This is a genomic window from Microvirga sp. 2MCAF38, assembly GCF_052115485.1.
Lineage (GTDB): Bacteria > Pseudomonadota > Alphaproteobacteria > Rhizobiales > Beijerinckiaceae > Microvirga.
The window spans coordinates 100,962-114,930 of sequence record NZ_JBFRGU010000004.1 but is presented as its reverse complement, the minus strand read 5'-3'; the positions used below and the strand labels follow the sequence as shown (position 1 = coordinate 114,930).

General features: G+C 55.1%; 4 protein-coding genes. All 4 read right to left on the bottom strand.

The features are described 5' to 3' along the window. Positions 1 to 97 precede the first annotated feature (97 nt). Positions 98 to 4,339, bottom strand: a complete 4,242-nt coding sequence (locus AB4072_RS09505; protein WP_441967468.1) for a cadherin domain-containing protein — start codon at positions 4,337 to 4,339, stop codon at positions 98 to 100. A gap of 660 nt (positions 4,340 to 4,999) precedes the next feature. Next, positions 5,000 to 7,558: a hypothetical protein gene (locus tag AB4072_RS09500; protein WP_441967466.1), complete on the bottom strand. Its 2,559-nt coding sequence runs from the start codon at positions 7,556 to 7,558 to the stop codon at positions 5,000 to 5,002. 975 nt (positions 7,559 to 8,533) lie between these two features. Next, positions 8,534 to 9,778: a calcium-binding protein gene (locus AB4072_RS09495; protein WP_441967464.1), complete on the bottom strand. Its 1,245-nt coding sequence runs from the start codon at positions 9,776 to 9,778 to the stop codon at positions 8,534 to 8,536. A 126-nt stretch (positions 9,779 to 9,904) separates the two neighbouring features. Beyond that, the gene (locus AB4072_RS09490) at positions 9,905 to 13,939 is read right to left on the bottom strand and encodes a cadherin domain-containing protein (RefSeq protein ID WP_441967462.1); all 4,035 of its coding nucleotides are present in this window, start codon (positions 13,937 to 13,939) and stop codon (positions 9,905 to 9,907) included. Between the last annotated feature and the right edge of the window lie 30 nt (positions 13,940 to 13,969).

The window sequence follows — 13,969 nt, the reverse complement described above, 5'->3', positions numbered from 1 at the left end:
TCAGCGCGCGCAAAAACGCTCCGCGCGCGCTGAACCAGCGAGGCCTCACAAGATCCTAGGATCAAGGACTCGACTTCCTTGAACTTCAGCCGTGAAATCAGATCACGAACAAGTCCCTATGGGTGAGCTTGAGGTTCTTGGAAAGCGTGGCGACCTGGACCTGAGCCTGCGCGCCGGTGCCATCGGCATCGTAGTACAACGCACCGGTCTTCTTATTGTAGATGATGTGATCATCCTTATCGTGCGCCTTGGTGCCCTTGTAGAACTCTGAACTCTTGATCACGCCCTTCTTCGCCATCTTCTTGAACACCGACTTGGCCAGATGGATCGTGTCGTCTTTCACATCGAAGTCCGTGATCCTGTCGATGTTCTTCCGCCCCGGTTTGGTGTCGAACACGAAGATGTCCTGACCTAAACCTCCAGTCAGTATGTCCTTGCCCCCACGGCCGTAGAGCTTGTCGTTGCCATCGCTTCCCTGAAGACGATCATTTGCCTTGCCGCCTTGCAGAACTTGATTGCCTGGTGCGTCATCCATACCGACAGTGGCGGGCTCGAAGACGTCGAGAACGTCGAAGGTAAAAGTTTTGACGGTTCCCGCCCCATAACCGTTATGGGCCTTGATCGTGACGCTGTATTGGGCCTTGGTTTCGTAATCCAAACTTCCGGCCAGAATGAGGTTGTTGCCATCGATGGCAAAAGGACCATCCGTCGTGACGAGCGTGTAACGGATGTCATCCCCATCCTCATCGACGGCCGACAATGTGGCGACGATTGTGGAGGCCAAGGTGTTTTCCTTGATCCGGCTGGAGGACAAAGCCAATTCTGTCGGTTCGCGATTGGCGGTTCGGAACATCAGATCGGCAAATTTGAGCTCCTGGACATCCACGAGAATGTCCGTGCCTCCCCGTGCCTTGACGCTGTCGGAGACTCGTAGCGATCCGTCGGCTTGGGTGACAATCGTGTAGCTGGAGAAGCTACCCTCATAAATCGCCGTGTTCTTGCCCCCGCCGCCTATCAGGACATCATTGCCGCCCATACCGATCAGAGTATCGTTGCCGAGGCCACCGGAAAGGGTATTGGCCCCGCTCGATCCGATGAGCAGGTCGGAATAGTCAGAACCGACAATGTTCTCGATCGATGAGAACGTGTCGCCTGCGGCTTCGCCCGTATTTTGGGTCGGATCATCGAGACTGACGATCAGTTTCGTCTTCGCGCCCGCATAATCAGCCGTATCGATGCCGGCGCCACCTATCAGTCGGTCAGCGCCTGCGCCACCCTCGAGATTATCGTCGCCATCGCCACCTTCGAGAAGGTCGTCACCATCCCGTCCCCGCAAGTCGTCATCGCCGCCTGCTCCCGAAAGCGTGTTCGACAGGCTGTTGCCCGACAGAATATTCGCGCCGCCATTACCGGTCAGATGAATCCCGTCGATGCCGTCGCGCGCGACAGCGTTTTCGATCCCGCCCGCAAGCGTGTAAACACCGGACGCCGTCGCTACGAGAATGTCGCGGCCTCCCGCATCTTCCACCACATCGTCGGCATCGACCTCGAAGCGGTCATTCCCTTTGCCGCCTTGGAGAATGTCGAGACCGCCGCCACCGGAAAGCGTGTTGCCGGAATCATTGCCGATCAGCGTGTTGGCATTGGAGTTACCGGTGAGCGAGAGAGATCCGGCTTTGCTGTCCGCGCGAAGGATCTCTATCGAGACATCCGAACTAAGAGCGTAGTCTATATGAGCGATGATCGTGTCCGTCTCGAGATAGAGTTCGGGGTATGGATCAATCTCAATAATAACGTCATCCAAGGAACGCACGTGATAGGTATCCTTGCCGAAACCGCCAATCAGCGTATCCCCGCCACTGCCGCCGTCTAGAACGTCGTTGCCCCCCGCTCCGTAGATGGACTGGCCATAGCTATTTCCAGTGATATCAACACCTAGCGAGGAGCGATCATCATAAACACTAATGATCTCGACTTCGGAACCTTCGCGAAGAACAAAGGAATGGCCGATGCCCCCCCCTACTTTTACGGTATCGATACCTTCTCCAGCTTTCTCTACGATGAGAACATCCTCAAAACCCACATAATAAATATCGTTTCCCTTGCCGCCTTCTAAGGTGTCTAAGGTTTCACCCGGTATGTAAGTGCCTGTATAGAGGGAGTTGTCGGCAGCATTGCCGACGAGGTGATTAGCTAACCGGTTGCCAATGAGTTGCATCGCGAAGGTCGATGATGGCAGGGCAATCATGTTCTCGACATTGTCCGGGACAAAGCCACCCCACTCGGTCAAGACCGTATCGATTCCCCCATCGGCATCCTCGCGGATCGTGTCGCAGATTTCTTCCACCCATTCAGTGAGAGAATACTTGTCTCTAATAATGTAGGTGTCATTGCCCGCGCCGCCAATCAGCGTGTCAAAGCCGTCACCCCCGTCCAGCAGGTTGTCTCCTGCATTACCTTTAATGGTATTGTCGAGGCTGTTGCCGGTCAGCGCGATGTCGCCCGTTCCGGTCGCCGTGAGAACCTCCACGTCTGCATTGCGGATATCATAGCTGACACTTGTATAGACTGTATCTCTGCCTGCATTGGCGGCCTCCACCACGATGTCGGCGGAATCGTCCACATAATAGATGTCGTTGCCGAGCCCGCCTTCCATCTGGTCTTTACCGACACCACCATCAAGGGCATCGTTTCCTGTACCGCCGAGGAGAAGATCGGTGCCGTCGCCGCCATCCAGGACGTCGTCTCCGTCGCCGCCGTCGAGGGTGTCATTGCCCAGAAGGCCTGACAGCGTGTCGTTCCCACCGCGCCCGCGCAGATCGTTGGCGACATCGCTCCCACTGATACGATCATTGCTGGTAAGACCACCAATGAAGCCTTCAATGGAAATCAGGGTTTCGCCCAGATTGTTGCTGCCTGTCTTCAAGTCGACGACGAACCAATTGCCCTGGTGGCGGCTTTCGACAATATCGAAGCCGTCGCCGCCATCGAGAACATCGGTATAACCCAAATCCTCTGCGACGAGGATGTCATCGCCGCTGCCGCCCAGGAGCGTGTCAGCTCCAGTGCCGTCAACAAGCACGTCGTTTCCTTCCTCGCCCGACAGTTTGTCGTTTCCTCCCCCTCCCTGAAGGTAATCGTCACCCGCGCGTCCGGCATAAACCTCCGCCTGATCGGTCCCCGTCCAGTGAAAAAGGCCGCTCTCGGCGCGTGGATCGAAGATCTGCGAACGGATGATCGAGGCACCGCTGGCATCTCCGGCCTTGTCGGTCCAACTGATCGCAAACCGACCATCCTGAAAGGCTGAGATCTGAGGATCGATCTGGTCGCCGGCAGTCGAGGTGTTGACCAAGAGTTCCGTGCCGTATTTGCGGCCATCCGCATAGAAAACCTGCGCGCGAATGGACGTGCCGGACGTATCGCCGCCTGTCGCGCTCGAGTCGACCCAGGTCACCACGAAGCGCCCGTCGGATAAGACTGTCGTCGCAGGATCGCTCTGTTGCCAGGGGCCTGTCGTGCCGATGGTGAAACTGCTCAGCAACGGGCTTCCGGTACCGGAGAAGATCTGACCGCGCAGTTCGCCACTGTCCGTGCGCCAGGTGACGACGAAACGGTCAAATTGCAAGGAAGCGACGCTTACACCACTGACACGTCCCTCAGCAGGGATAACGTACAGGGGTTCGGACGCTTTGCGTCCCACATTGTCGATGATGTTGAGCGTGACACCGTAGTACGGCTCTGCATCCGCCGACCCCGGAATGTAGTTGCTGTAGGCGACGACGCTCTTGCCACTCGTCAACGTCGCAAGCTGCGCGCCGCCGGACTGTGCCTTCGAGCCCGCGCTCCATTTGATGTCGGTGCCGGTCCGGGACAGATAAGTCGCGTCGAAGGTAGAAACGCTGTTACCGCTCCATGCTACGGAAAACCCGCCAGACGGCAGCGCCGAGACGCCTAAGGGGTCGTGATAAATGCCCGTTCCGTCCGAAATGATGGTCGAGGAACCGATCAGCTTCCCATCGGCGCCGATCAGTTGAGCCCGAACCTCCCTCGCCTGCGCCCCCATGACGTCCCATGTCAGCAGGAACCTGCCGTCAGCCAAGGTCGTCACGATGGGGTTGGGGTCGTTCTGGGTTAGTCCTCCGGAGCCGACCCATTGATCGGCGTTGCCGACAGGCGAGCCCCGAAAATCATGAGCTGTGAACCAAACTGAATTATCCGTGGGGGATACATAGGCTCTAATCGTAGTGCCCGTCTGCCCACTGATCGCCGATGTCGATGACAAAAATGTCCCGGAGGTGCTGACCTTGGTCTCGGAACCCCACTTCACAACCTGAACCATGCTTGCCCCGACTAAATTGTCTTAGTTATTAACCGACAGTCATGGCATGGCACTCGCCCTGAAAAACTCTGCGAACGGTTAGCTTCCCAACGTCACCTTGTGCCTTTTTGAGAAGATTAACTCACCGAGCACAATCAGAAGATACACTTAATTTCTTTGATTCAACTAACAATCAACTTCTCTCACGCGATGACAGAATCGTCAAAACACTTGAGGTGGCATGACGACTAATCTTAAACAGAAAACCTTACAGTAAGAGCCCGACCGGCTGGCAACGCCTCTCAATGAGTGCAACCTTGCTCATCGGCCCCAGCAATTCGCGCACGCCGAAGCTGATGGACGAATTCGCGAAATCGGCGATCATCCTCAAGTTGCTGAGGCCAACCCCTTCACGGGCGATCCCACCTCGCAATGCAGTGCCAATCTCAAGCAGAACTTGTGAAGGTAGAAGCCATTCGTCAGAAGGCGACTGTGATGGCGTGCTTAATCCTGGTGGAACCTCAAAGCAGAAGAACAGTGGCACGTCACTACGTCTTCGGACCAAGCGGTTAGTCGATCGTCATCGTGGAAGGTCACACGGTAATTTCCGACATGACAATAAAAAGCCCTTCCATGGCGCAAACCAAGGAAGGGCTCGTCATTTCTGGTTGTTTATTGCGGCTACAGGATGAAGTGATCCTTGGTGAGGGCGAGGTTGGCAGCGGCGACAGCAAACTTCACCTGCGCGCCGGCGCCCAAGCCATCCGCATCGTAGAATAGTTCGCCCGTCGTGCTGTTGTAAACGATCTGAGCTTCCCAGGCGTTCGCCTTGTCACCAATCGCCAGCGACACCTTAGTCCCAAAGCCGCCAAAGATCGACCGCGCCAGGACGATACTGTCCCGGGCCACATCGAAGTCCGTGATCCGGTCTACGTTGCTGATCCCGTCCAGCGCTGTATCGAACACAAACCAGTCTTTGCCGGCCCCGCCCATCAACACATCCGCGCCCGCACCACCATACAGCCAGTCGTCACCCTCGCCGCCATACAGCACGTCGTTGCCGAGATTGCCGAGCATCAGGTCGTTGCCGTCCTCACCATAGAGAACGTCATTATCCGCTCCACCATCGAGGGTGTCATGGTCGGTGCCGCCGTAGAGCGTGTCGGCGCCAGCCCCACCCGTGATCGAGTCATTGCCGCTCTCTCCAACGAGAAAGTCATTGCCGTTCTCGCCATTCATCACATCCGAGCCGGTACCGCCAATGAGCGTGTCGTCACCGGCGCCGCCGACCATGTAGTCGTTACCACTCTCGCCAGCCAGGAAGTCGTTGCCGTCCTCACCGTAGAGATAGTCGTTATCCGCTCCGCCCCACAGCGTGTCGTGGCCCGCGCCACCCAACAGCGCATCGGCACCGTTGCCGCCAAACAGCAGATCGTTGCCGAGGTTGCCGAACATCCGATCGTTGCCATCCTCGCCATAGAGGATGTCATCATCGGCTCCACCATCGAGGGTGTCGTGGTCGGTGCCGCCGTAGAGCGTGTCGGCGCCAGCCCCACCCGTGATCGAATCGTTGCCGCTCTCACCGACGAGGTAGTCATTGCCATCCTCGCCATGCATTACGTCCGAGCCGGTACCGCCAATGAGCGTGTCGTCACCGGCGCCGCCGACCATGTAGTCGTTGCCACTCTCGCCGGCCAGGAAGTCGTTGCCGTCCTCGCCGTAGAGATCGTCGTTATCCGCCCCGCCCCACAGCGTATCGTGGCCCGCGCCACCGAGCAGTGCATCGGCACCGTTGCCACCAACCAGCAGATCATTGCCGAGATTGCCGAACATCAGATCGTTGCCGTCCTCGCCATAGAGGATGTCATCATCCGCTCCACCATCGAGAGTGTCATGGTCGGTGCCGCCATAGAGCGTGTCGGCGCCGGCCCCACCCGCGATCGAGTCGTTGCCGCTCTCTCCGACGAGGAAGTCGTTACCGTCCTCACCATAGAGCGTGTCGTTACCAGCGCCGGCCCAGACCGTATCTTCGCCCGTGCCGCCGTACAGCGTGTCGTCGCCGTTGCCACCGAGCATGAAGTCGTTACCGCTCTCGCCAGCAAGGAAGTCGTTGCCGTCCTCGCCGTAAAGCTCGTCGTTGTCAGCCCCACCCCACAGCGTGTCGTTGCCGATGCCGCCATACAGCGCATCGGCACCGCTACCGCTAATCAGCAGATCGTTGCCGAGATTGCCGAACATCAGGTCGTTGCCGTCCTCACCATAGAGAACGTCATCACCGACGCCGCCATCGAGGGTGTCGTGGCCGGCACCTCCGGCAAGCGTGTCGTTACCAGCCTCACCGTAGAGGCTGTCGTTACCCAAGCCGCCATTCAAGCTGTCCTGGCCATTGCCGCCATGCAGGTGATCGTTGCCGGCATCGCCGTTTAGGACATCGTTGCCGTCTTCGCCCCACAGAAGATCGACGCCATCACCACCCGACAACTGGTCATCGCCAGAACCGCCTGTCAGCGTGTCGTCGCCCTCGTCACCATTGAGGACGTCATTGCCGTCATCGCCGAATAGTTGATCGCTGCCCATGCCGCCGTAGAGCGCATCCCGACCGGCTCCACCGTAGAGACTGTCGTTACCCAGCCCGCCGCGCAACTCGTTGGCAGCTTGATTGCCGAGAATCTTATCGTTGCCAGAACCGCCAAAGGCATTCTCAATCAAGGCCCGGGTGCTGCCCTCGTACAGAAACGCATTATAGACATTGCCGGCGGCAAAAGTGGTGTTCGAGTCCCGTCGTGCCAATTGTGAAGCTGAGAACTTGGATGACTCTCCTGGAGTCAGATCGATGACCGCATTCCCGCTAAAATTTCTCATATCGTAGGTATCGATGCCGCCGCCGTCCCAGATCGTGAGAAAGATCTTGCCGTTGGCCGGCTGACCCTGGCCGACACCGTTGACGAACGTCTCGCCGGTGGAGCCATTCCATGTATAGACCGTATTTCCGCTATTCACGGTGTAGTTAGCACCATACATTTGCTGAAGCGCAGCGATGTCATACCGCATAAATGTCTGGGCAGAATCCCAGTAATTATTATAGGTCATCACTGTATTTTCAGGATTGTCCAGCGCAGCGGGGAGCTTCGACTGACCCAATCCGGCATCAAAGGGGTGCTTCAGGCCAAGAGAATGGCCCAATTCGTGCAGAACCGTATCATTATCCTGCGAACCCGCTTGGCTTCCTGCGCGCTTCAACCAAACATCTCCTCCGAAAAGAGGGATGCCCGGATAGTATGCGTGAGACCGGGTGATCACTTTGCCCGGGATGAAGCCAGATACCTGGAGATCAGCATCGTCAGTACCAACATACTGAAATTTCAAGTTGGTGAACGAAGAAACAGATGTCAGCGTCATCTTTGACTGACCCGCATACGGGCTAGTACCTTCAAGAGCATACCGGACACCCTGCTGCCCCTCAAAGCTCAAGGAACGATATCCAGAAGCACTTGGGTTAAAGATGCTAAAGTCAGACTTTGAATCTGGGAACGAATAAGTCACTGTCCCCTTTGCCCATTGCGACCCTGACATCACCGCGAGAACATTAGAATCGGCGTGATCAGGAAGATAGTATTTCGTCCCGAAAAGAGCGACCTCAGGAAGGTGGGACGCGATCTCAGCGCCTATACTGAAGAGAGTCAGCGGCAGCGACGAAATGTTGTCCGAAAGCCATCCGTAGACTTCGTCAACCGTTGAGGTCACAAAGTCTCCGATTGATTTAAGAACTCCATCGAGACTGAAACCCTGAGCCATGCTGGCGTAGGTCCAGGCAGAAAGATAGCCGTTCACATCAGAGGACGACATCTGCTGGGCAGCTGGGAACCCGTCACCGCTGCGCGCCCCAAGATCATGATCGAAGGCCGACCAAGAAGTTCCCTGACCGCTCAATGCGCAAGCTTGACACATATCTATTTCCTATAGCTATCCAGTGCGGACCTATTGATCCTTACTATCAGGAAATTAGACCTTGAATGAGCAATGTAGGAGTCAGAGAACTTCCGAAAACTTAAATACTATAGTTTTTTCCACTAAAATCACTTGCAGAATCGTGGTCGCTTTTGCGGAAACGATCTCAGTTATTCCGCCTCGATGTGGTGCTCGGATGTTTAAAGAGGCATACAAGGCCCCAAGCCTTTCAAATGACGGGTTACGCCATACGGGTACTGTAGAAACTTAAATTATGAAAAAATCTTTATAAGTAATTTTCAGATTCTTTTTGAGCATTGCGATCTTGATCTGAGCCTTCGGGCCTGAGCCATCTGCATCATAGTAGAGTGCACCGGTCTTATCGTTGTAGATGATGCGCTCCGAGACACTGTCCGCTTTCTCACCTTTGTAGAAGCTGTCTTCCTTTAGATACCCCTTCTTTCCGGCTTTCTTAAAAACCGCCCTGGCTAGGTGGATGGTGTCGTCCCGAACATTGAAATCAACAATCCGGTCAGCCTTATTTTTCTGGGGTGGGGTATCGAAAACAAAGACGTCCTTCCCAGGGCCGCCGGAAAGTCTGTCTGCATCATAACCGCCATAAATCGTATCACGGCCGCTTCCGCCCGAAATTGTATCCTTCCCGCCGCCGCCTAGAATCTTGTCGTTTCCAGACAAGCCGGACAACACGTTCGGGGCGCTATTGCCTACAATACGATTGTTGGTGTTACTTCCTTGAAGATTAATCAGCGCCGCAGTCGATGCAATCAGCTCTTCGACCTCGGCGTCGGCATCGAGAGCGAAACTCGCTTCGGCATAGACAATATCGTACCCATGCCCGACAGCCTCTACAACGCTATCGCCGGCTCCAACATAATAGGTGTCATTTCCAGCGAGGCCGGAAAGGATATTCGGAGCGTCGTTGCCGTGAAGGACATTGTTGGTTGAGCTGCCTGTCAGGTTTATGGCGCTTAGTCCAACCGCAAACAATTCTTCGATTGCTACATCAGGCGTCAACGCGAAGCTTACGCTCGCAAACACCTTATCATAGCCATCTGCATCAATAATGATCGTTGCGCTGGAGACGTGATAGCTATCGTTGCCAACGCCACCATCAAGGGTATCCAGGCCCCGATTGCCGATGAGAATGTCGTTACCGGCACCACCACTCAGATAGTTATCGAGAGAGTTGCCCGTGATGTTGTCATCACCGTCCGACCCGATAACATTCTCGATGCCGATATAAAAATCTCCCTCAGCGTAGCCACCGCTCCCTTTTGTTGACAAGAGGTTCACGACCACTCGCGTCGGAGAGAGTGCGTAGGACACCGTATCGATATCGTCCCCGCCATCGATAGTATCTGCGCCGGGGCTCCCGATCAGCGTATCATTGCCCGCCAAGCCCTCAAGGTACTCATCCTCCGCGATACCCTTGAGAAGGTCCGAATCTAAAGACCCCTTTATTTTGGGAGCAAGCAGCGTGAGAAGAGGCATGACTTCGTGAAGTCCAATCTAAATCGACATTTTTGGGAAACCGCCGAAGAAGCACCTCGGTGGCAACTCGCCGTAAAACAGAATCCAACCTCGGCCTAAGCCGAGGTTGGTGTTCGTCTGTGGACGTCAAATCATGAAGAAGTCTTTTTCAGTGAGCTTGAGATTCTTCTTCAAGCTCGCGATCTGAATTGCCTCCTTCGCGCCATTTCCATCGGCGTCGTAGTACAAGGCACCCGTCTTTTTGTTGTAGATCAGGTGATCATTGGCATCGAGGGCCTTATCCCCGATGATGAAGAAATCCTTCTTCATCTTCCCGGGCTTCAGCTCCGATTTGCCCTTTCCGAGCTTCTTCAAATCACTGTCTTTGAAGATCGCATCGTCAAGCCAGATGGTGTCATCCTTGACGTTGAAATCAACGATCTTATCGAGATTGTACTTCTTGTTCGCCTTGTTGGTTTTGGCCAACTTGGTGTTGAACACGAAGGTGTCCTTTCCTAGGCCGCCGGTAAGAACATCGTTTCCAAGACCGCCCCAGAGCTTGTCGTCACCCAGGCCGCCTCCGATCGTGTCCTTACCGCTACCGCCCTTGATGACGTCATTGTAGATGCTGCCAAGTGTCCATTCGACAGCGACGTCACCCACGTTGACCGTCAGCACCTTCTCGAAGCTGAGTCCACCCTGATCCGTGACTTTGACGCGGATCTGATGAGATTGTGCCTGTTCGTAATCAAGCCGTACGCCATTTACGACCTGCAGCTCATTTCCGACGATAGCGAAACGGCCATCGGCGCTGTCAATCAAGTCGAACCGGAAACTGTCACCCGCCGCAATATTGGCGTCGGCTGCCGTTAAGATGCCGACGACACTGTTATCGCTAGCCAGTTCTTGAATATTGAGGTTGGACGCCCCGATATCCGTGGGCGCGTAGTTAACCGGCGGTGTGTTTTCATTCACATCACCGACATCAATCGTGAACGCTTGATCCTTGAACCCACCGTTACCGTCCGAAACGCGGACTGTCACCACGTGAGCATGGTTGACGCCCGAGTTCTCGTAATCAAGGCTCACACCCGACTTGAGCTTAAGAAGGTAGTTCTGGCCTTCCTTGACGATCTCAAACTTGCCGCTCTGATCGCCACCCGGAGCAATAGCGAACGTCAGGATGTCGCCGGGGTTCGGATCGTGCCCGACCAAGATACCAAGTGTTGCGCCGGCGACGTTCTCAGAAATGCTCGTTTGCGTCGACCCATTCAGGAAGGTCAGGATATCAGGGTTCTGATTTCCGGTCGGATCATCACTGGTGTCATTTGTAACATAGATCTTGATGCTTTTAGCTTGAGCAAGCTGCGCATTGCCACGATCGGTGGCTTGAACCTTCACAACGTAGTACTTGCCATGCTCATCACTGAGGAGCGAAGCACTGTCCTCGTAGTCGAGGCGCACGGCTGTCACAATCTTTGTGACACCATTGGACGTCGAGAGTGTGAAGCGACCGCCTGCATTATCAACCAGGCTGTAGGTAAAGGCCTCATTGGCATTGCTATCGACAGCGCTCAAAGTACCAACTTCGGTCGCGGGGTTTAAGTTCTCCCGAACTTCATTATTGGTGATCGTAACATCGGTCGGTGCGCGGTTGGCGGCCTGGGAAATCACATAGGCAGCCATACCTCCGCCGGAGGTCAGGTCTCCACTATCCGTCACGCTGATTGTGAAGGTCGTTGTTATCTGAGTGCCTGTGGCATCAGTCGGGCGGTCAGTCGGATTGAACCTCAATCCTTGCACCGCCAGCGTAACCTGCGCGGCCGTCCCCGTTACCGTATAGATGCCGGTTTCCGGATTGTAGCCACCTATTCCCAGATTCTCGAGCACACCCTTGCTCGAGGCATCGAGTATGATCTTCACTGTCAACTGCCCGGCATCGGAGATGTTGACGCCTGCGAACGGCGAAGCGGAACCAGTGTCAGCTATTGTTGAAGTGCCGCTGAATCCGGTGATGACAGGAGCCTGGTTTCCAAGACCGTCATCGCTGGTGTCATTGGTGATGTAGATCTTGATCACCTTGTCTTGCGGAAGAGTTGCACCGCTGCCGTCCCGGACCTGAACCTTGATAGAATAATATGTTCCCGAGCCATCGCGCTGGATAAGGGAGTCAGTGCTTTCGTAATCGAGATTCGTGGCCGTCACGATCTTGGTCACACCACCTGCGGTGGAAAGCGAGAACCGCCCCCCGGCATTGTTAACGAGCGTGTAAGTAAAGGTCTCGTTTGCGTTGCTATCGACAGCACTGAGAGTACCGACGATCGTTCCGACTTCTAGATTTTCGCGAACGAATGACTGATCGATAGTGATGTCCGTGGGCGCGCGATTGGCAACAGTCGCATTCACTTCGGTTGCCGAATTCGTTGTCGATGCATTCCCGGAATCGGTTGCAGTGATCGTGAACGTTGTTTTCGAACCTGAGCCAACCGCTCCCGTCGGATTGTCCTTCGGGTCGAAACGCAGCGCCTGCAGTACGCTTGTCACGAACGCCGCATTGCCGACGACCGTGAAGGTGCCAGCCTGCTTATTGTACGCCCCGCTCGTGAACCCGGCGAACTCACCGTTAGCCGCGTTGCTCATTGTTATAACGACGGTCAGCTGGTCGCTATCCGAGATGTTCACTTGCGAGAAGGGCTGGATGACGCCGGTATCCTCGACAACTTGCGTTCCTGCCGTCAGGCCGGTGATCACCGGCGGCGTATTTTCCACCACATCCGTGACGTAGACCTTTAAGATCTTAGTGGGTGACGACAAGCCGTTGCCGCCTTGGTCCCTCGCAATAACATAAACCTGATAGTACTTGCCGCCGCTGTCCTGCAGAAGGTTCGGATCTTCATAATCGAGAGGGCCCGTTATCTTGAGCTTGTTCCCGCTAATGGCAAACTTTCCGCCGGCGTTGCCGCCACCAGTCTGGGTGGCATCGAACGAGTAGGTGAACGTATCTCCTGAATTCGAGTCGGTCGCTTCAAGTGTCGCTACATCGCGGGCCACGCCATTCTCTGCAATGGATGCAGTTGCCTGCCCTCCCTCGAACAAGACATTCGTCGGCGCGCGATTAGCAACGATCGAGTTGACCGTCACATTGGCGGACGAGTTCGTCGAATTCGTTCCGTCTGAGACCGACAGAGTAAAGACCGTAGCCTGCTGATGGCCGACCGGATCCCCCGCACGATCTGTCGGGTTAAAGGTAAGAGCGCGAATAGCTGCCTGAACAGCAGAAACAGTTCCGGTGACCGTGTAGGTGTTGCCGCTCACGCTACCGACGCTATATCCCGCAAGAGCTCCTTGATTGGCGGTAAACGTCAGAACTGCTGTAACGGACGTGCTATCATCCGTGATCGTCACATTGGAGAACGGGGAAACTGCCGCGGCATTGTCCGCTGTGTCTACCGTGCCGGAGAAATTTGCGATAACCGGTGCATTGTTGGTCGCAACAACATTCTTGACGGTAATCGTGACATCGCCCGTCGAGGTCGCGTTGGGTGCGCCGGTATTGTCGTTAGCAGTGAGCGTGTAGCTTACAGTCTCATCTGCGTTAACTTGAGTGACGTTGTTGATGACGATCTTGTTATTGACGATCTTGTATCGCCCATCGCTGCTGATGAGCCCATTCGACCCAGCAAGGGACGATTGGAAAATATATGTGATCGTCTGACCATCGGCGTCTTTGTCAGCCAATGTCAAAACATCGGTGCCGGCTCCCGCTCCTTCATTGATCGTCGCCAAACCTGAAGGCGTCGTCGGAGCCTGATTGGCTGGCCCCTCGGCAAGATCCTTCAGCTCTACGTCGAGAATGGCCTGGTGCACAAGAGAGCTGCCATTGTAGAACTTAAACGTTATTTCTCCGAAGAAAGCTTCGAATGTGGGATCTTCATAATCGAAGAGCGTGCTGCCACCGTTCTTGACAGCCAAATAATATTCACCGCCCTCTTTGATGACCTCAAATCGATCGCCGTAGGATTGCTCCGCGACAATCGTATAATTGATAGAGGTGCTGTCAAACCCCACCAGTTTTCCAATTTTTGTGCCACTTGTAACGTTCTCATTGATGAGAACGCCAAACACACCGCTCTGCTCACCACCGTTGGTTGGCAGAGCCGAAATCGTAAGATTGAATGGCATTTTTCGCCCCGTTGAATAGATAGTTTCTAG